Origin of the sequence: Polymorphobacter sp. PAMC 29334 (assembly GCF_019431245.1) — a bacterium.
GTDB classification, from domain to species: Bacteria; Pseudomonadota; Alphaproteobacteria; order Sphingomonadales; family Sphingomonadaceae; genus Polymorphobacter_B; species Polymorphobacter_B megasporae.
The window spans coordinates 310,276-330,179 of record NZ_CP080243.1 but is presented as its reverse complement, the minus strand read 5'-3'; the positions used below and the strand labels follow the sequence as shown (position 1 = coordinate 330,179).

At 67.6% G+C, this 19,904-nt stretch carries 18 protein-coding genes; 3 read left to right on the top strand and 15 right to left on the bottom strand.

Annotated elements, in window-relative coordinates:
- Nucleotides 1–84: 84 nt before the first annotated feature.
- The 4 genes from nth to KZX46_RS05370 form a co-directional block, all read right to left on the bottom strand.
- A complete protein-coding gene (gene nth / locus KZX46_RS05385) occupies nt 85–726 on the bottom strand; it encodes an endonuclease III (RefSeq protein WP_219776863.1) in 642 nt (213 codons plus the stop codon).
- A gap of 76 nt (nt 727–802) precedes the next feature.
- Nucleotides 803–2,683 (bottom strand): CocE/NonD family hydrolase, encoded by a 1,881-nt coding sequence (locus KZX46_RS05380; protein WP_219775784.1) that lies wholly within the window; start codon nt 2,681–2,683, stop codon nt 803–805.
- An 83-nt stretch (nt 2,684–2,766) separates the two neighbouring features.
- Nucleotides 2,767–3,099, bottom strand: a complete 333-nt coding sequence (locus tag KZX46_RS05375) for a hypothetical protein (protein WP_219775783.1) — start codon at nt 3,097–3,099, stop codon at nt 2,767–2,769.
- A 15-nt stretch (nt 3,100–3,114) separates the two neighbouring features.
- The gene (locus KZX46_RS05370) at nt 3,115–3,624 is read right to left on the bottom strand and encodes a hypothetical protein (protein WP_216709455.1); all 510 of its coding nucleotides are present in this window, start codon (nt 3,622–3,624) and stop codon (nt 3,115–3,117) included.
- Between the two features lie 162 nt (nt 3,625–3,786).
- Between KZX46_RS05370 and KZX46_RS05365 the strand changes: the two genes are divergently transcribed.
- Entirely contained in the window at nt 3,787–5,202 is a 1,416-nt protein-coding gene (locus tag KZX46_RS05365; RefSeq protein ID WP_219775782.1) for a M20/M25/M40 family metallo-hydrolase, read from the top strand.
- Here KZX46_RS05365 and KZX46_RS05360 read toward each other — a convergent pair whose 3' ends face one another.
- Entirely contained in the window at nt 5,203–6,801 is a 1,599-nt protein-coding gene (locus tag KZX46_RS05360; protein ID WP_219775781.1) for an OFA family MFS transporter, read from the bottom strand.
- Between the two features lie 167 nt (nt 6,802–6,968).
- On the opposite strand from KZX46_RS05360, the gene KZX46_RS05355 reads away from it, so the two are divergent.
- Nucleotides 6,969–8,273, top strand: a complete 1,305-nt coding sequence (locus KZX46_RS05355) for an NRAMP family divalent metal transporter (RefSeq protein WP_219775780.1) — start codon at nt 6,969–6,971, stop codon at nt 8,271–8,273.
- A gap of 3 nt (nt 8,274–8,276) precedes the next feature.
- Here the strand turns inward: KZX46_RS05355 and KZX46_RS05350 are convergent, their stop codons facing one another.
- The 5 genes from KZX46_RS05350 to glmM all read right to left on the bottom strand — a co-directional run bounded on the left by KZX46_RS05350 (nt 8,277) and on the right by glmM (nt 12,556).
- The gene (locus KZX46_RS05350) at nt 8,277–9,290 is read right to left on the bottom strand and encodes a DNA methyltransferase (RefSeq protein WP_219776862.1); all 1,014 of its coding nucleotides are present in this window, start codon (nt 9,288–9,290) and stop codon (nt 8,277–8,279) included.
- Nucleotides 9,291–9,501: 211 nt separating this feature from the next.
- The gene (locus KZX46_RS05345) at nt 9,502–10,119 is read right to left on the bottom strand and encodes a ribonuclease HII (RefSeq protein ID WP_219775779.1); all 618 of its coding nucleotides are present in this window, start codon (nt 10,117–10,119) and stop codon (nt 9,502–9,504) included.
- A 21-nt stretch (nt 10,120–10,140) separates the two neighbouring features.
- Nucleotides 10,141–10,998: a bifunctional hydroxymethylpyrimidine kinase/phosphomethylpyrimidine kinase gene (gene thiD / locus KZX46_RS05340; protein ID WP_226896111.1), complete on the bottom strand. Its 858-nt coding sequence runs from the start codon at nt 10,996–10,998 to the stop codon at nt 10,141–10,143.
- Complete coding sequence (locus KZX46_RS22770; RefSeq protein WP_226896110.1) at nt 10,995–11,219, bottom strand: DUF1272 domain-containing protein; 225 nt, start codon at nt 11,217–11,219, stop codon at nt 10,995–10,997. The genes thiD and KZX46_RS22770 overlap by 4 nt, the downstream gene beginning before the upstream one ends.
- Nucleotides 11,219–12,556, bottom strand: coding sequence for a phosphoglucosamine mutase (gene glmM, locus KZX46_RS05335; protein ID WP_219775777.1), 1,338 nt, complete (start codon nt 12,554–12,556; stop codon nt 11,219–11,221). Before glmM ends, KZX46_RS22770 begins: the two co-directional genes overlap by 1 nt.
- A 69-nt stretch (nt 12,557–12,625) precedes the next feature.
- On the opposite strand from glmM, the gene KZX46_RS05330 reads away from it, so the two are divergent.
- Complete coding sequence (locus tag KZX46_RS05330) at nt 12,626–13,624, top strand: aldo/keto reductase (protein WP_219775776.1); 999 nt, start codon at nt 12,626–12,628, stop codon at nt 13,622–13,624.
- Nucleotides 13,625–13,774: 150 nt separating this feature from the next.
- Here KZX46_RS05330 and KZX46_RS05325 read toward each other — a convergent pair whose 3' ends face one another.
- From KZX46_RS05325 to KZX46_RS05305, 5 genes are all read right to left on the bottom strand, one after another.
- Nucleotides 13,775–14,557, bottom strand: coding sequence for an SDR family NAD(P)-dependent oxidoreductase (locus KZX46_RS05325; RefSeq protein WP_219775775.1), 783 nt, complete (start codon nt 14,555–14,557; stop codon nt 13,775–13,777).
- Entirely contained in the window at nt 14,554–15,210 is a 657-nt protein-coding gene (locus KZX46_RS05320; RefSeq protein WP_219775774.1) for an NnrU family protein, read from the bottom strand. The genes KZX46_RS05325 and KZX46_RS05320 overlap by 4 nt, the downstream gene beginning before the upstream one ends.
- A gap of 39 nt (nt 15,211–15,249) precedes the next feature.
- The gene (locus tag KZX46_RS05315; protein WP_226896109.1) at nt 15,250–16,524 is read right to left on the bottom strand and encodes an amidohydrolase family protein; all 1,275 of its coding nucleotides are present in this window, start codon (nt 16,522–16,524) and stop codon (nt 15,250–15,252) included.
- Between the two features lie 104 nt (nt 16,525–16,628).
- Nucleotides 16,629–18,050, bottom strand: a complete 1,422-nt coding sequence (locus tag KZX46_RS05310) for an amidohydrolase (RefSeq protein WP_219775772.1) — start codon at nt 18,048–18,050, stop codon at nt 16,629–16,631.
- Nucleotides 18,050–19,831, bottom strand: coding sequence for a peptide MFS transporter (locus KZX46_RS05305; RefSeq protein WP_219775771.1), 1,782 nt, complete (start codon nt 19,829–19,831; stop codon nt 18,050–18,052). The genes KZX46_RS05310 and KZX46_RS05305 overlap by 1 nt, the downstream gene beginning before the upstream one ends.
- Nucleotides 19,832–19,904 lie beyond the last annotated feature (73 nt).

The window sequence follows — 19,904 nt, the reverse complement described above, 5'->3', positions numbered from 1 at the left end:
ATAGGACGCGACGCTACTAAATACTAATGGTACACCTTAAGCAACCGGCTCTGAACAGGCCATGAACTCGACACCACCCTTTGGTCAGGGTGAGAGACGCGTCTTTGGCAAATACGCACAGACTTCGAAAACGACGCATCGCCAGCACTCCGGCTTTCGCGCGAGGCAGACGTAGCGGCCATGCAGCAACAGCCAGTGATGTGCGTGGCGTCTGTAAGCGGCTGGAATGACTGCCATAAGCCCGTCCTCGACGGCGCGGGGCGTGGCACCGGGCGCCAGGCTGGTGCGATTTGCCACACGAAAGATATGGGTGTCGACGGCGCAGGTCTCGTCGCCGAAAATCTCGTTGAGGACGACGTTGGCGGTCTTTCTGCCGACTCCTGGGAGGGCTTCGAGCGCGGCGCGATCGTGGGGAACCTCTCCCATATGGTTCGCGATGAGCGCGGCGCTTAAGGCTAAGACATTCTTTGCCTTGGTATTGAACAGGCCGATCGTGCGGATATGGTTACGAATTCCGTCTTCGCCAAGGGCGACCATGGCTGCTGGGGTGCTGGCGGCGGCGAACAGGCCTTTGGTCGCGCGATTGACGCCGATGTCGGTCGATTGTGCCGACAGGACGACGGCGACGAGCAATTCGAATGGGTTGGCGTAGTCGAGCTCGGTCGTCGGGGCGGGGTTGCCCGCGCTCAGCCGCGCAAACAGCGTTTCAATATCCTCCGGTTTCATCGGGCGCACACGGCCCGCACACGCCCGCACGTCGTCCGGCGCAGATGCAACCCACGCGCGCCCAATCGGCTCACCCTCACTCGACGACCGGCAGCTCGATCGCGCTCGCGGTTGCGCCGCCGCGGAGCACGCTCTCGGTCGCGGCGCGGTAATCGCCGGGCTTCGCGTCGAAGATGTTCGGCACGAAGGTCTGCGGGTTGCGGTCGTACAGCGGGAACAGGCTCGACTGGATCTGGACCATGATCCGGTGCCCGGGCAAAAACACATGGTCGGCGTTGGGTAGCGCGAAGCGATACTTCTGCGGCGTATTGACCGGGATCGCGGTCGGGGACGACAGCGAATCCCGATACCGCCCGCGGAAGATGTCGAGCGCGATCGGCAGCTGGTAGCCGCCGAGCTCGGGCTGCGACGGCACCTCGTCGGGATAGACGTCGATCAACTTGACCACCCAGTCGGCGTCGGTCCCGGTCGTCGCCGCGAACAGGTTGACCATCGACTGGCCGGCGATGTGAACCGGCGCGGTCAGGACCGGTCCGACATAGCTGAGGACGTCGGTCCGCGCGTTCGCCGGGCGCTGGTCGGTGACGAGCCATTGCGTCCACACGCTGCGGTCCTCCATCCGGACGGGGCGGGGCACGAACGGGATCGGATGCGCCGGGTCGGAGACATAATCGTCGTGCCCCTCCGCCGCCGTTCCGAAGCCGAGGCCCATGTTCGCCTGGAGGTACAGCGGCTTGAGCGCGGCAACCTTCGGCCAGCTGTCGAGCCGCCGCCATTTGTTCGTGCCGGTCTCGTAGCTCCACACCGGCGGTGTATCGGCCTTGGGCGCGTCGTCCTTCAAATACTGGTCGAGGAACGGCTGCATGACGTCGCGGCGGAATTCGAGCGCGGTGTCGCCGGTGAACTTGATCGGCCCGAGGCTCGACCCGTCGTAATTGACCCCCGAATGCCGCCACGGCCCGACGACGAGATACGTCGGCGCGACGTTGAGCGGCTTCAATGCGGCATAGACCGCATAGGCGCCGTAGATATCCTCCTGGTCCCAGCGTCCGACGATGAGCATCGTCGGGACATGCGGCGGCTTCGCGGCGAGCGTCTTGTCGAGCGCCTGCTCCGACCAGAAGCTGTCGTACGCCGGGTGCTGCATGACCTTTTGCGAATAGGGCAGGTCGGCGATGCCGTATTTGCGCGCGTAATCGCCGCTCGACCCGGCGCGGAGGTAGGCGGTGTAGTCGTCGTAAACCCCCTGCGCGATCGCGTCGCCGTCGTCCTTCACCTCGGTCTGCGAAGCATGATAGCCCCAGACGTTCTGGCGGAACGCGCCGTTGTGGAACCAGTCGTCGCCCTTCCAGCCGTCGACCATCGGCGACATCGGGATCGCGACCTTCAACGCCGGGTGCGGATCGGTCAGCGCCATCAGGACGGTAAAGCCCTCGTACGACGAGCCGATCATCCCGACCTTGCCGTTCGATTCAGGCACGTTCTTGACCAGCCAGTCGATCGTATCCCACGCGTCGGTCCCGTGGTCGACCTTGGTCGGATTGAGCGGCCCGCGGACCGGGCGGACCATGACGTACTCGCCGCCCGACTTGTACTTGCCGCGGACGTCCTGGAAGACGCGGATATAGCCGGCGGCGGCGAAGATCTCATCGCCCTGCGGCAGCATCGACACCATCGACGGACTGACGTTGCGCTCGGCACGCTTGTCGGCGTGGTAGGGCGTGCGCGTCAGGATGATCCCGGCGTGCGTCGCCCCCTTCGGCACGACGATCACGGTGTGGAGCTTGACCCCGTCGCGCATCGGGATCTCGACGGTCCGCTTGACGTAATCGGCGGCGGCGTCCGACGCGGGGTTGGTGAAGTGCTTGGGGATGTCGGGGGTCATCGCCGTGATGGCGGGGGCCGGGGCCGCGAGCGCGTGGGTGGCGAGGACAGCGGTCAGCGCAAGGATTTTCATCGGTGGATTTATGCGGAAGCGATGCCTCGCTGGCAACTGCACACCCTCCCGTCTGCGTTACGAAACTCAGCCCAACCCGCGCATCAGATGACCGTCTTCGCCGCCGTCGTGACGACCGCCATGATCGCGTCCCATGCCGCCGCGACCGCCGCCTCGGCAACGACGATGCCGATATCCTGATAGCCCAGCAGGACGTTCTGCACGGCGAGCTTCTGGTTATCCTCGAGCAGTTTGATATCGCTCGGCGAAAACGTGGCGCGCTCGATCTCGATTTCGATCGCGGTTTGGGCCAGCGCGCCGAATGCAGCCTTTGCCGCCGGGGCGACGATCGCCAATTCGGTGTGCAACACGCCCTCCGCAGCGGCTATGCCCGATGTTGCTGCGAGTTTGAGGGTCGCGCCCCAATCGATCGCCATGGCTGTGCCTCCTGTTTATTGGGTCGCTGTCGCCGTGCTCGTCGTCGATGCCTTGCCCGCGCTGGCGACGCCCTTCAGCGACAGCTCGTACGTCAGCAACACCGCGAAATTGGCATTGAGTTGTTTGCGCGTGATCGCGACGACCGGCCCCGGGATGATGTCGTCGGTCTTGTGCGCCGCCTTGAGATTGCTCATCTGCTGGGCGAGGTTGGCGAAAAACTGCGGCAGGTTCGCCGTCGACCGGTCCTGCACCGCCTCCATCCGCATCGCGAGCGCGACGAGATCGCTGTCGACCTGATCGTAGAAGGCGGCGTTCCGGGCAAAGCTCGCGCTTTGCCGCACCGCCGGGTCGGTCGACTCCGCCGCAGAGATCAGCGTCACCAGCCGCCCGTCGATCTCGCGCTGTACCGCCGAGATCGCGCTGTCGGTTGTCGCGTCGTATTGCGGGACGGTCACGCACGCGGCCGGCAGGACGGCAAGCGGCAGCGCGAGGCACAGGACTGCGATCAGCCGCTTGTGGTGCATGTGATCCCCCGACTTCGATCCCCGGCGATGCCGCCGATCGTGCCGCAAAATGATGCGCAGGATTGTGTGAGGTGACAAGAGTGCTGCCGCCGCTCGAGCTGGCTTGTGCCGCTGCCAGGCCGTGCTAGCTTCGATCGTCCCTAACCTTAAGGCTCCTCCCCGATGCGATCGATCGTCTTGTCCGCAAGCCTCGTGGTCAGCCTGCTGGTCGCGCCGGTCGCAGCGCTCGCTGCCCCGCGCCCCGACCAAGCCGCGTTCGTCGACCTCTACCGTGAGCTCGTCGAGACCAACACGACGCTGTCGGCGGGCGACTGCACAGCGGCGGCGGCGAAGATGGCGGCGCGGTTGAAGGCGGCGGGGTTCGCCGACGCCGACCTCCACCCGTTCGCAGCCGAGGGGCATCCGAAGGAGGGCGGGCTCGTCGCGGTGCTGCCGGGCTCCGACCCCAAGGCGAAGGCAATGCTGTTGCTCGCACACATCGACGTCGTCGAGGCGAAGCGCGAGGACTGGGCGCGCGACCCCTTCAAGCTGGTCGAGGAGGGCGGCTATTTCTACGCGCGCGGCGCCAGCGACGACAAGGCGTCGGCCGCGGTGTTCGTCGACACGCTCGTCCGCTTCAAGACCGGAGGCTTCAAGCCGCGCCGTACCGTCAAGCTCGCGCTGACCTGCGGCGAGGAAACCGCGAGCGCGTTCAACGGCGCGGGTTATCTCGCCAAGAACGAGCGCAAGCTGATCGACGCCGCATTCGCGCTCAACGAGGGCGCGGGCGGGCGGCTCGACGCCAACGGCAAGCCGATCGCGCTCAACATCGAGGCGGGCGAGAAATTCCCGCAGGACTACCGGCTCGAAGTGACCAACCCCGGCGGGCATTCGTCGCGCCCGTCGAAGGACAATGCGATCTACCGCCTCGCGCACGGGCTGGTGAATATCGAGGCGTACCAATTCCCGGTCGAGCTGACCGACGCTTCGCGCGGCTATTACAAGACGATGGGGCCGATGGTCGGCGGCGCGATGGGGGCCGCGATGACGACGATCGCGGGCGACCCGAAGGATGCCGCGGCGGCCGCGGTGATCGAGGGCGATCCGGGGTATAACGGCATGCTCCACACGACGTGCGTCGCGACGATGCTCGACGCGGGGCACGCGACCAACGCGCTGCCGCAGCGCGCGCGGGCGAACATCAACTGCCGCATCTTCCCGGGTACGTCGGCCGAGCAGGTCCGCGCGACGCTCGAACGGCTGGTTGCAGACCCGGCGGTCAAGGTGACTGCGATAGGGTCACGGAGCGAAGTGACCAAGGCACCGCCGCCGCTGACGCCTGAAATCATGGGGCCGATCACCAAGGTCGCGGCGACGATCTGGCCCGGCACGCCGATCATCCCGATCCTCACCGCAGGCGCGACCGATGGCGCGTTCCTTTCGCCGGTCGGCATCCCGACCTACGGCGTCACCGGCATGTTCGGCGACCCCGACGGCAACGGCGTCCATGGCTTGAACGAGCGCATCCGTGTGGCGTCGTTGTTCAACGGCCGCGATTTTCTCTACGGGATCGTCAAGCTCTACGCGATGCAGGAGTAATTATTTGAGCAGCACCGCCGCCTTGAGCACCGCCATATAGACGCCCCACGCGATCGGCAGCCCGACCGCCGCCCACGCGAGAATCGCGGTCAGGCTCGCCCCGCCGGTGTGCCCCGCGGTCGTCTCGACTGGAGCGGCGACGGGGGTCGTATCCTCCGCCATATGCCACTTCGCGGCGACCGGGCGGACAGCCAAGTTGGCGACGAAGCCGACCACGAGCATCGCCGCGAGGATCAGGTAGATCGGGCCGTAGACCTCGGCGCGCGGCACACCCTCGGCGATCCGCGCGTCGCGCATGCCCGCGACGAGGAGCGGCCCGGCGATCCCGGCGCACGACCATGCGGTGAGCAGCCGCCCGTGGATCGCGCCGACGTACTTCGTTCCGAACAGGTCGGCGAGATACGCCGGCACCGCCGCGAACCCGCCGCCGTACATCGAGGCGATCACCGCAAAGGTGACGATGAAGAGCCCGACCGAGACCCCGGCGAAGTGCGGCGCGGCGAGGCCATACAGTACGGCGCCGAGCGCGGTCATCACCGCGTACAACGGCTTGCGCCCGATCCGGTCGGACAGCGCTGCCCAGAAAAAGCGCCCGCCGATATTGAACAGGCTGATGATGCCGACGAAGCCCGCGCCGATCGTCGCCGCCGCCTTTTTCTGGCTCGCATCGAAATTGGTGAACAGCGCAGCCGCGTCGCCGATCAGCCGCCCGCCGAACAGCTCCTGGAGCATCGGCGAGGCGACCCCGATGATCCCGATCGACGCCGAGACGTTCAGAAACAACACCGTCCAGACGAGCCAGAATTGCGGCGTCCGATGGGCATTGCCGAGCGCGACGTTGAAGCGGCTCAGCGTCGTCGTCTCGGGTGGGGTCCAGCCGGCGGGCGCGTAGCGGTCGGGCGGGACGCGGTAGCCGATCGCGCCCGCCATCATGAAGACGAAATAGCCCGCTGCGAGGACAAGGAAGGTCTGCCACACGCCGACGCCGGTGGGACTCGCGAAGTGCTTCATCAGCAGGTCGGCGAGCGGCGAGCCGATCAGCGCACCGCCGCCGAAGCCCATGATCGCCATCCCCGTCGCCATCCCGCGCCGGTCGGGAAACCACTTGATCAGCGTCGACACCGGCGAGATGTAGCCGAGCCCCAGCCCGATGCCGCCGATCAGCCCCGAGCCGAGCCAGATCAGCCACAGCTGGTGGATCGACACGCCGATCGCGGCGATGCCCATGCCGCCGCACCAGCAGAACGCCGCGACGACGCCCGCCTTGCGCGGCCCGACGCGCTCGAGCCAGCCGCCCCAGATCGCCGCCGCCGCGCCGAGGACGACGAAGAACAAGGTGTAGGTCCAGACGAGATCGCTGACGCGCCAGTCGCACGTCGTCGTCGTCAGCGCGGTGGCGAGCGACATGCCCTTGCACACCACCGGGTCGCCGATGCCGATGGCGTGCGCGAGCGGCAGCCAGAACACGCTGAAGCCGTACGCCATGCCGATGCACAAATGGATCGCCAGCGCGCACGGCGGGACGAGCCAGCGGTTGAACCCCGGTCCGGCGACGGTCTGCGCACGGTCGAGCCAGCCAGTTGCCGGGATTGTCGCCATCATTCACTCCCCGGGGGCTCGGCTGTGGCCCTTACCCATCTTGGCTAGGGCAATGGGTACGCTAGCGATACCGTTCATATTTCGCTGCGACCGCGCGCCGCCGTACCGGCTTGGTGATTGCTGCGTCGCGTCGTAAGGATTCGGTGCGGCAACGATCGGACCCAGCGATGACTGACGGCGCTCCTCCCGCAACCCCCAATCCGCCTGGAGCAGTCAAGCAGCCGACCCGGCCGAAACTGTCCGAAGTGCTCGGCCCCGGGCTGATCACCGGCGCGTCGGACGACGACCCGAGCGGCATCGCGACCTACTCGCAGGCGGGGGCGCAGTTCGGCTACGACCTCGGCTGGGTGATGCTGTTCAGCTACCCGCTGATGTGTGCGATCCAGGAGATCAGCGCGCGGATCGGGCGGGTGACCGGGCGGGGCATCGCGGGCAACCTTCGGCTGCATTACGCCAAGCCAGTGGTGTTCGGGCTCGTCGCGCTGCTGCTGATCGCCAACACGATCAACCTCGGGGCCGACCTCGGCGCGATGGCGGCGGCGGTCGGACTCGTCATCGGCGGGCCGCATCTGTTGTATGTCGCGCTGTTCGCCTTGCTGTCGGTCGGGCTCGAGGTCTTCGTCCGCTATTCACGCTACGTCGCGGTGCTCAAATGGCTGACGCTGTCGCTGTTCACCTATGTCGGGGTCGCGCTCGTCGTCCATATTCCGTGGGCGCACGTCGCGTACCGCATGGTCGTGCCACACCCGGTGTGGTCGGCGGCATATCTGACGATCATCGTCGCGATCTTCGGCACGACGATCAGCCCGTATCTGTTCTTCTGGCAGGCCGGGGAGGAGGTCGAGGACGTCAAGGAACGGCCCGGCGCCCGACCGTTGACGCGCGCGCCCGATCAGGCGGCGGCCGAATTCCAGCGGATACGCTGGGATACCTATATCGGCATGGCGGTGTCGAACGTCGTCGCGCTATTCATCATCCTGACGACCGCGGCGACGCTCAACGCGCACGGCGTCACCGACATCCAGACCTCGGCGCAGGCGGCAGAGGCGTTGCGCCCGGTCGCGGGACCGCTGGTCTTCACCGTCTTCGCGCTCGGCATTATCGGCACCGGGCTGCTCGCGCTCCCGGTCCTCGCCGGGTCGGCGGCGTATGCGGTGGGGGAGGCGGTCGGCGCGCATGTCGGTCTCGCCCGCAAACCATCGCGGGCGAAGCTGTTCAACGGGGTGATCGTCGCCGCGACGCTGGTCGGCGCGTTTCTCAACTTCACCCCGCTCGACCCGATCAAGGCCTTGTTCTGGACCGCGGTGATCAACGGTGTCGTCGCGGTGCCGATCATGGCGATGATCGTCCTCCTCGGCAGTCGGACCGACGTGATGGGCGATTTCGTCCTGCCGCGCGGGCTGAAGACGATCGGCTGGGTCACGACCGTGGTCATGGCGCTCGCGGCGGCGGGGATGTTCGCGACGATGTGAGGCTTACGCCGACGCGCGATACTTCTCGCGCAGCGTCTCGAGCGGCACCATCCCCTCCTCGACGAGCCAGAAGGTCCAGCCGTTGCAGCTCGGGGCGTTCTGCGCCGCCGCACCGCACTGGTGAATCGACCCCGCGGTCTCGCCCATTTCGAGGCTGCCGTCGGGGCGGACGCGGGCGCGGTGGCGGCGGCGGGCGTCGGTGAGCATCGCGCCGGGACGGATCAGCCCGGTTTCGACGAGCGCACCGAACGCGACGCGCGGCGCGGCGCGCTTCGACTGGGTCACCGCCATGTCGCCGCCCGATAGCGGCAGCAACTCGGCGATCCGGCGTTCGGCGACCGCCACATACTTCGCCTCGCGCTCGATGCCGATCCAGTGCCGCCCGAGCAGTTTCGCCACCGCGCCGGTCGTGCCGGTGCCGAAGAACGGGTCGAGGACGATGTCGCCGGGTTCGGTGCACGCGAGCAGGACGCGATACAGCAGCGCCTCGGGCTTTTGCGTCGGGTGCGCCTTGATCCCGTCGACCTTGATCCGCTCCCCCCCGGTGCAGATCGGCAGCAGCCAGTCGGAGCGCATCTGGAGCTCTTCGTTCAAAGCCTTCATCGCCTGATAATTGAACTTGTACCGCGCGGTGTCGGACTTCGCGCACCAGATCAGCGTCTCGTGGGCGTTGGTGAAGCGCGTCCCCTTGAAGTTCGGCATCGGGTTGGCCTTGCGCCAGACGATGTCGTTCAACACCCAGAAGCCCATGTCCTGGAGCGCGGTGCCGACGCGGAAGATGTTGTGATAGCTGCCGATCGTCCAGATCGTGCCGTCGTCCTTCAGGATCCGATGCGCCTCGGCGAGCCAGCGCCGGGTGAAATCGTCGTAGCTGGCGAAGCTATCGAACTTGTCCCACGCGTCGTTGACCGCGTCGACTTCGCCGCCCTCGGGCCGGTGGAGCGCCTGTGCGAGCTGGAGATTATATGGCGGGTCGGCGAAGATCAGGTCGACCGACTTCGCCGGCAGTTCGGCCATCGCCGCAATACAGTCGCCGGTGACGATACGATCGAGTTCCACACGCCCCCCGGACTTGCCCGGGAATCGCTGTGAGTCCGGGGCGACTCCGCGTCAAGGCGCGAATGGAATCAGCGTGTTGCCGCGATGTTCTGAACTGCCGCTCGAAGCGCTATGGATTGAGTGCGGAGCACGCTTGGACCACCACGGCTGGCGGTGTTGCCCGAAAGACTCAGCCGCGCGCCGATTGCATCACCGCCGCGACGGGGGCGAAGCTGTAGCGGTGGTGCGCGGTCGCGCCGTGGCGCGCGAGCCCGGCGAAATGTTCGCGGGTCGAATAGCCCATGTTGGTCGCCCAGCCGTAATGCGGGTGCTCGGCGGCAAGCTCGGCCATCACCCTGTCGCGGGTGACCTTGGCGACGATCGAGGCGGCGGCGATCGACAGGCACAGCGCGTCGCCGCCGACGACAGTGGTCGTCGCGTGACCCCATTTCGGGCTGCGGTTGCCGTCGACGAGGACGTGACGCGGGGCGAGCTTCAGCGCGGCGACCGCGCGCTCCATCGCCAGCATCGTTGCCCAGTAGATATTGAGGTGGTCGACCTCCTCGACCGAGGCGATGCCGACGCCGATCTCGGCGCAGTCGCTGAGCATCGCCAGCAGCGCTTCGCGGCGCGCGGCGGTCAGGACCTTCGAATCGTTGAGGCCTTCGGGGTAGCAGTCGGGATCGAGGACGACCGCGGCGGCGACCACCGGCCCCGCGAGCGGCCCGCGCCCGGCTTCGTCGACCCCGGCGCAGCGCGGGCCGTGGCGGGTTTCGCGGGTGAGGCAGGGGGTGGAGAGTGTCGCCATCGCCATCCTCTACCCCGACCGTCATCCCCGCGAAAGCGGGGACCCATCTCCAGCAGCAGGTGATGGGTCCCCGCTTTCACGGAGATGACGGCCAGAGGTGAGCATCCACCCATGCCCCAGCGGCCCATGCCCCGCGCCGAACCCCGGCGCATTGGCGATCGCCCCGATCACATACGACCGCGCCGCCGCGACCGCCTCGGCAAGCGGCTCCCCCCGCCCCAGCCCGACCGCGATCGCCGACGCCAGCGTGCACCCCGTCCCATGCGTGTGCCGCGTCTCGATCCGCGGACTGGCAAATCGCGTCTGCACATTGCCGGTGACAAGCCAGTCGGCGACCTCGCCCCCACCGAGATGCCCGCCCTTCGCCAGCACCGCGCGCGCGCCCATCCCGAGCAATTCCTGCGCCGCAAGCACGGCATCGCCCTCGTCCTCAACCTCGGTCCCGGTCAGCGCGGCAAGTTCGGGCGTGTTCGGCGTGACGATCGTCGCCAGCGGCAACAGGTAGCGCACGAGCGCCGCAACCGCATCGCCGCCGAGCAGTTCCGCCCCGCCCTTCGCCACCATCACCGGATCGAGCACGATCGGCACGCTGACCCCGCGCAAGCCCTCCGCCACCGCCGCGATCAGCGCGGCATCGCCAAGCATCCCGATCTTGACCGCATCGACCCCGATATCCTCGATGACGGCGCGCATCTGCGCGACGACGATCTCCGCCGGGATCGGATGAACCGCGGTCACCCCAAGCGTATTCTGCACCGTCACCGCAGTCACCGCGGTTGCCGCATAGCCGCCGAGCATCGTCACCGTCTTGATGTCCGCCTGAATGCCCGCCCCGCCGGAGGAGTCGGAGCCGGCGATGATGAGGATGCGGGAGATCACGGCTTGTAGTTGCGGACTGTTGACGCCGGATGTTTCGCCAGCATCGCCGCCGGACGGATCGGGCGCCGCTCGAAACCGCCGCCGCAGTTCGGGCAGAGATTCGCCATCGGCCCGTCGACACACTCGGGGCAGAAGGTGCATTCGTAGGTGCAGATGCGTGCGTCGGCGTCGGGGGGCAGGTCGCGGCCGCAGCGTTCGCAGTCGGGTCGCAGGTCGAGCATCAGCCCGCCGCCAGCACTGCGGCGCAGATCTCGTCGACGACCTCTGTCACCAACCCGATGTCCTCGCCTTCGGCCATGACGCGGATCAGCGGTTCGGTGCCCGATTTGCGGATCAGCAGGCGCCCGGTGCCGTTCAATCGTGCCTCGCCCGCCGCGATCACGCGCTTGACCGCGTCGGTATCGAGCGGTGCGCCGCCCGCGAACCGCACGTTCTTGAGCAATTGCGGCAGCGGGTCGAACAGGTGGAGCAATTCGCTCGCCGGCTTGCCGCTCGTCACCAGCACGCTCAAAATCTGCAGCGCCGCAACCAGCCCGTCGCCGGTCGTCGCATAGTCGCGCAGGATGATGTGCCCCGACTGCTCGCCGCCGACGTTGAAGCCGCGCGCGCGCATCGCCTCGAGGACATGGCGGTCGCCGACGTTGGTCCGTTCGAGCGTCAGCCCCTGTCCCGTCAGGTAGCGTTCGAGCCCGAGGTTCGACATCACCGTCGCGACGAGCCCGCCGCCCTTGAGCTTGCCCTTTTTCGCCCAGTCGGTGACGACGAGCGCCATCAACTGGTCGCCGTCGACGAGTGCCCCGTTTTCGTCGGCGACGATTAGCCGGTCGGCATCGCCGTCCAATGCGATGCCGATGTGGGCGCCGCTGGCGACGACGCGCTCCTGCATCGCCTCGGGGTGGGTCGAGCCGATCCCGGCGTTGACGTTGAAGCCGTCGGGGTCGACCCCGATCGGGATGACGTCGGCGCCCAATTCCCACAACGCCATCGGCGCGACCTTGTACGCCGCGCCGTGCGCGCAATCGATGACGATGCGGAGCCCGTCGAGGCGCAGCCGGTCGGGAAAGCTCGACTTCGCCGAATGGATATAGCGCCCCTGCGCGTCGTCGATGCGGCGCGCACGGCCGATCGCGGCGGGGGCGGCGAGGACCGGCGCGGTGTCGATCAGCGCCTCGATTTCGAGCTCGTCGGCGTCGGACAATTTATACCCGTCCGGGCCGAACAATTTGATCCCGTTGTCGTGAAACGGGTTGTGGCTCGCCGAGACCATGACGCCCAAGTCGGCGCGCATCGACCGCGTCAGCATCGCCACCGCCGGTGTCGGCATCGGCCCGACCTGGACGACGTCCATGCCGACGCTCGTGAACCCCGCAGTCAGCGCCGACTCGATCATATAGCCCGACAGGCGCGTGTCCTTGCCGATTAGGACGCGGTGCTTGTGGCTGCCGCGGAGGAACGTCGTCCCCGCCGCCTGGCCGACGCGCATCGCCACCTCCGGGGTCATCGGCGCGGTGTTGGTCAGGCCGCGAATTCCGTCGGTGCCGAAATATTTGCGCGTCATGGTGCTTCATTACCCCTTAACGAGTCATACCTTGGGGCGACGCCCTACCGCAAGCATCGGAGACACGGCATGAACAACCGCACCCTCGGCGACGGCCTGACAGTATCGGCGCTCGGCCTCGGCTGCATGGGCATGGCGGGCGCGAGCGGCATGACCGCGATGTACGGCGAAGTCGACGAGGGCGAGGCGATTGCCACCGTCCACCGCGCGATCGACCTCGGCATCACCTTTTTCGACACCGCCGAAGTCTATGGCCCGTTCGCCAACGAAATTTTGCTCGGTCGCGCAATCAAGGGCCGCCGCGACGGGCTGGTCATCGCGACCAAGTTCGGCTTCCGCATCGGTGAGGGACTGAGCGGCACCGACAGCCGCCCCGAACACATCCGCGACGTCGCCGAAGCCAGCCTCAAGCGACTCGACATCGACGTCATCGACCTGTTCTACCAGCACCGCGTCGACCCGGCGGTGCCGATCGAGGACGTCGTCGGCACGCTCGCCGACCTCGTGCGCGAAGGCAAGATCCGCCAAATCGGGCTGAGCGAGGCGGGTGCGGCGACGCTGCGGCGCGCGGCGGCGGTCCACCCGATCGCGGCGCTGCAGAGCGAATATTCATTGTGGGAGCGCGGCGCCGAGGCGGAAATACTGCCGCTGTGCCGCGAACTCGGCATCGGCTTCGTGCCGTATTCGCCGCTCGGGCGCGGCTTCCTCGCGGGGACGGCGAAGCGCGCCGAGGACTATCCCGACAGCGACTATCGCAAGCGGGACCCGCGCTACCAGGGCGAAAACTTCGACGCGAACATGCGCGCAGTCACCGTGGTCCGCGAGATCGGCGAGCGCCACGATGCGAGCGCGGCGCAGGTCGCGCTGGCTTGGCTGCTCGCGCAGAGTGCGACGATCGTACCGATCCCGGGAATGAAGCGCCGCGTGACGCTCGAGGACAGCGTCAAGGCGGTCGATGTCGTGCTGACCGGCGACGATCTCGCGGCGCTCGATGCGGCGTCGCCGGTGGGAGGGACAGCGGGGCCGCGCTACGGCAGCGCGGCAATGATGGCGATGGTCGGGCGGTAGGGATCGAGCGAAGCGCTAATTACCCTCGGGCGGGAGGCTAATTACGACTGTCATCCCCGCGAACGCGGGGACCCAAAGTCACCCCTTGCGATCTTGGGTCCCCGCTTTCGCGGGGATGACAACTCAAGGGTCAGCCGCGCTCCTCCCGCGCTACCGCTCGACCATCGGCGCTGCCGCTGCCATCATGTCGAACAGCCGGTCGGGATCGCTCCCGCGCAATTTGCCGAGCATCATCTCGGGACCGTCGCCCACCAGTATCTCGCGCGTCCCCGCTGCCATCCCCGCAAGGATGGTCGCGGCGGCGCTTTCGGGGCTGACCCCGGCGTCGATGCTCGCATCGCTGCGCCCGCGCTCGGCCCCGCCGCCTTCGAGGGCATGGACCGCGATGTTGGTGCGGACGAAGCCCGGGGTGACGACATGGACCGCGACGCCGTACTGGGCGATTTCGGCGCGGAGTGCGTCGGCGTAGCCGATCATCGCGTGCTTCGCGGCGCAATAGCCGGTCCGCATCGGGCTCCCCGCCTTGCCCGCGACCGAGGCGATCATCACGATCCGCCCCGCCTTCGCCGTGACCATGCCGGGGAGAACGAGTTGCGTCAGCCGGAGCGGGGCGAAGAAATCGACCTCCATGATCCGGCGGTAGACCTCGAAGTCGGTGTCGAGCGCGAGGCTGCGCTGCGAGATGCCGGCGTTGTTGACGAGGATGTCGACCGGCCCGGCGTCGACGACGATGCCGGGGAGCGCGGTGAGATCGGTGGTGTCGAAGGCGATCGTCCGCGCCCCGGGGCACTGCGCAGCGACCTCGGCGAGCGCGGCTTCATTGCGCCCCGACAGGATGAGCTTCGCGCCCTCGGCGGCGAAGGCGACCGCGAGCGCCGCGCCGATCCCCGACGACGCGCCGGTGATCCAGACCGTCTGTTCGGCGTACTTCATCCCATCCCCCACAGGTTCGGCCCGCCCGCATAGGGATGGGCGAAGGTCGCGACAGCGAACAGCACGATGCCGCCGATCAGCGCGACCCAGCCGGGCATCGCGAAGCCGCGCCCGAACGGCATGAAGCTTGTCGCCGCTTCGTGTGCGCCCCACGCCGCGCCGAGTTGTTCGCGCTTCTTGCGGTCCTGAAAGTGTGCGCCGACCAGCGCGAGGATCAGGACCGCGCTGCTCAATGCGATGTCGCGGCTGGTCCCGCCGAGCGTCGCGTGGACGATCGCCCACAAAGCGAACGCCCACATCATCGGGTGGCGGGTGATGCGCTGGACTCCACGCGGGCTGGCGGATGCAGCGGCGGCGGGGGTCCCCATCAGCGCCGGGTTCGGCGCGGTCATCGATCCGACGAACAGGATCATCGCGATCAGCATCACCACCCCGGCGAGCGGCCACGCCCATGCCGGGGCAGTCCACACGACATCGACCGGAGCGCGACGCCACTCGAACACCGCCCAGCCAAGCGTGGCGAACGCGACGAGCGAATAGACCCCGGCGAACCCGCCCGCGCCGAACGCCTTGACGAGTGGCGCGCGGAGGGGGTGCGACAGGAGGAAATGGCTGCCGACGAACGCGACGAGGGCGATGATGAGAAGCGTCATCGTCCTTCCCCCTCCCCCACGGTCGCGGCCGCGTGCATCCTAAGGCCGATACGCCAGCGGCAGCGCGTCGTGCTGCAGATGCAGATACCGGTCGCGCAACTCGGTCTGGCGCGAGGTGATCGGCTGGGCGACGCCGTCGATCAGCACCGCGACCGGGGCCGATTGAAGCTCGAGCGGGTCGCCGTCCCAGACGACGAGGTCGGCGCGCTTGCCCGGGGCGATCGTGCCGGTGTCGGTCATGCCGAAGATCTCCGCGGGGTTGCGGGTGATCAGGCTCAACGCCTGGTCGCGGGTCAGCCCGACGCCGCCGGGCAGGCGACCCTGCGCGACGAGGTTGCCCGCGAACTGCGTGACGTTGCGCGGCTGGTTGGTCGACTCGCCGCCCGACGTGCCAAGCCCGACGAGGACGCCCGCCGCGACGAGCCGCCCGACATTCGACTTCGTCGATGCGAGCGTCTCGAACGCATCGGGCAGGTCGTCGATCGCGCTGGTGATGACGGGGACGTGCGCCGCCGCGATCCGGTCGGCGATCGTCCAGCCCTCGCGCGCGCCGAACAGGATCAGGCGAAGCTTGGGAAAGTCGGTGCGGAGCGCGAGGACCGCGAGAATGTCCGATGCGCGCTCGACATGGACGACGAGCGGCTGCTGGCCCTCGACGACCGGTACCAACGCGGCCGTATCGGCGCGCGGGTAGAGGTTTTCGTGATTTCCGGTCTCGCGGCCGCGATGCGCGGCATACTCGCGGGCCTCGTCGAGCGCGTTCCTGAACGCGGCGAACGACGCGGTGCGGCTGCCCCCTGCCGCCTCGGCACCGTTCTCGCCGAGTTCGACGAGCTGGAAAGCCTTGCCGCGCGTCAGGATATCGGGGCCGTCGGACAGTCGGATCAGCGCGCCCTGCCCGGCGAAGATGTCGCGGCTCGCCTCGGGCGCAACGACCGCGCGGGTGACCCCGCCAGCGCGCGCGACCGCGATCCCGGTCTCGCGGCCATTGAGCGCGGGAACGACGTCGAGCGCGGCGGAGAAGGGCGATTTGTTCGCGCGCGTGTCGTTCGCCTCGCGGACGCCGCCGACCTCGTCGATGCCGAGGTCGGACATGCCGACGACGAGCCCCGGGGTGATGATCTTGCCGGTCGCATCGATCGTCTGCGTGCCCGCTGGCACCGCGACACCGCTGCCGACCGCAATGATGCGCCCGTTGTCGACGACGACTGTCGCGTTCTCGATCGTCGTCCCCGCGCCGGTCATTACCGTCCCGCCGGTGAAGGCGACGGGAGCGGCAGTGGCGGGAAGCGCGGAGCATCCCCAACCCAGCATTGTCATCCCCGCGAAAGCGGGGACCCAATGTCGCAACATTGTGACCTTGGGTCCCCGCTTTCGCGGGAATGACAGCGAGAGCGTGATTCGAAACTGCACCCGATTCACTTGACGTCTCCCGAGCCGGGCTGGCCGAGTTCGAAATCGGTCCGTGGGCGGCGGTTGGGGTCGGCGGCGTCGTACATCAGCGCGCCGTCGATCCAGACATCGATGGGCCTCGAATAGACGCTGAACGGATCGCCGTTCCACAGCACGACATCGGCCATCTTGCCGGGTTCGAGGCTGCCGGTCTGCCTGTCGATGCCGAGCCCCTTCGCCGGGTTCAACGACAGCCATTCGAACGCGACCTCGGGGGCGATGACGATGCCGGCGCGGCGTCCGGCCGCCATCGCCTTCGCCGCTTCCTGGTTCAGCCGCTGGATGCCGTTCGGGTCGTCGCTATGGACGATCGCGCATGCCCCGGCGTTCTGCACCAGCGCGATATTCTCGCGGATGCCGTCATAGCTTTCCATCTTGAAGCCCCACCAGTCGGCCCACATCGCCGAGCAGATGTTCTCCTTCCGCAGCAGGTCGGCGATCTTGTAGCTTTCGACCGCGTGGTGGAACGCACTGACATGATAGCCGAATTCCTTCGACATCGCGATGACGTTGGCCATCTCGTCGGCGCGGTAGCAGTGGTTCTGGACGAGGATGTCGCCGTTCAGCACGCCCATCAGCGTATCGTTGACCAGCTCGCGCTTCGGCGCGTCGACAGGCTTCGCGGTCCCGGCCTTCGCCTTCCGCGTATATTCATCCCACTTGCGCTTGTAGATCACCGCGTCGGACCATGCCTGGCGGTCGACCGCGATATTGCCCATCCGCGTCTGCGGCGAGATGTTGCGGCTGCCGTAGACGCGCTTGGGGTTCTCGCCGCACGCCATCTTGAGGCTCGGCTTGGCCCCGGGGAACTTCATGTCCTGCGCGGTTCGGCCGAGGACGTTCTTGACCGTCACGCCGCGCCCGCCGAACAGGTTCGCCGAGCCCGGCAGAATGTGGAACGTCGTCACGCCGCCAGCGAGCGCGCGGGTGAAGCCCGGGTCCTGCGGCCAGATCGAATGTTCGGCCCAGACGTCGGCGGTGTTCGGGCGCGTCGCCTCGTTGCCGTCGCTGTTCGCCTGGACGCCGGGCGACGGATAGTCGCCGAGGTGGCTGTGGATGTCGATGATGCCGGGCGTGACGAACTTGCCCGCCGCCTCGATCACCGTTGCGCCTGCCGGGATCGCGACGGTCGCCCCGACCTCGGCGACCTTGCCGTTCTCGAGCCGGACCATGCCGGGCGCGAACTTCCGCCCCGCGCCGTCGTACACCGTCGCGCCGCGGATCACCGTCGTGACGCCGGGGTAGGGATGGTACGTCGAGGGGTAGGGGTCGGTGGGGATCGCGACGATCTCCGCCGGCCCCGCCGGTTTGTCGCCCGCGGTCTTGGGATGCTCGCCGGAAGCGCACGCCGCGACCCCGAGCAGCGCGAACAGGAACAAGCGCCGCATCAGTCGACTCCGTGCATCAGGCGTTTGAGGAGGGGCGAAATCACCAGCAGCACGAGCCCGATGCCCGCCGCGATCAGGCCGATCGTCTGGAAGACCCCGGCATAGGTTTCGAGGCTGACCTTCAAATTGGTCACCTGCCCGCCGACGGTCTCTACGCTCGCCACCTGCGCGACGACCCCGGCGACGTACTGCGCGCAGCTGATCGACAGGAACCAGACCCCCATCATCATGCCGACGATCCGCGCGATCGACAGCTTGGTGATCATGCTCAACCCGACCGGCGAGATGCACAATTCGGCGAGCGAGTGGACGAGGTACAGCCCGGCGAGCCACCAGATGCCGACCTTGAAGTCGGGCCCGGCGAACTTCGTGCCGAACACCAGCAGCAGGAAGCCTGCCCCGACGCCGATCAGCGCGACGCCGAACTTGACCGGGATACCGGGCTCGATGCCGCGCTTGGCGAGCGTGACCCACAGCTTCGCGAGCATCGGCGCGCAGACGACGATGAAGAACGCATTGAAGAATTGCGTCTGCCCCGCGGTAATGCTGAAGTTCGGGAACAGCGACGGGAACATGCGGAGGTCGGTGTTGCGGTCGGCGAACAGCGTCAGCGACGACCCCGCCTGCTCGAACAGCGTCCAGAAGACGACGTTGAACACGATCAGGACGATCGCCGCGACCATCATCTCGAACTCCTGCCGCGTGCCGGCGCGAAGGCTCCAGATCGGGATGCCGATGACCGACGCGAGGAAGGTGAAGAACAGCACCTTGCCGAGGATCGGCAGGCCGAGGATGTAGCCGCCGATGCCCTGTCCCTTGATCGGCGGCGGGGCATCCATCAGATTGGTGAACAGGAACCAGATCAGCGGGATCGCGAGCAATGCGAGGACGTAGATCATGATCCCCTTGTCGCCGCCCGGCTGGACCGGGGTCTCGCCGATACCCGCCATCTTCGGCCCGGCGAACTGGATCAGCCCCCACGACACCGCCATGCCGATCGCGGCGAGGCCGAACCCCGCCCACCAGCCGAGCCCATCCCACACACCGGGAATCCCGACCGCGAGGAGCGGGCACAGCAATTGCGAGAACAGCGAACCGAGGTTGATGCCCATGTAGAAGATCGTGAACCCGGCATCGCGCCGCCGGTCGCCGTTGGCATACAGCGAGCCGACCATCGTCGAGATGTTCGGCTTGAAGAAACCGTTGCCGACCGTCACCGCCGACAGACCGATCAGCATGATCATCGTGTAGAGCGGGTTGCGCTCGCCGCCGGGGACGAAGCCGCCCTTCGCCACCGTCCGGTCGACCACGCCGTCGGCACCGGTCAGCGTCACCGAGCCATCGTCGTTGCCCTTGATCGCGAGCCGCTTGCCGTGGTCGACGACATATTGCTGCTTGGCCGCGGTCGAGCGGTCGACGACGACCTCGTACCGCTGGCCGTCGATCGTCGCGAATGGCTTCGCCGCGTCGCCGCCGAAGCACAATGTCAGATAGCCGCACGCCATGACGATCGCGCCGAACTTCACCGATCGCTTCGAACCGAGGTAACGATCGGCGATCAGCCCGCCGACGAGCGGGGTCAAATACACGAGCGCGGTGAAGCCGCCGTACAGGCTCGTCGTCGTCGAATCGCTGAACAGGAAATGGTCGGCGAGGTAGAGCGTCAGCAGCGCCCGCATGCCGTAATAACCGAAGCGCTCCATCGCCTCGGTCGTGAACAGCCGCGCCAGTTGCCGGGGATGGCCGAACCACAACGGTCCGGCGGCGGGGATACTGGCCATGAAACTCCCTTGACGCGCCAGCCGCTCGGACGGCGGCCGTTGGCGCGTACACTAGCGGGACGTGCGGGGGGAG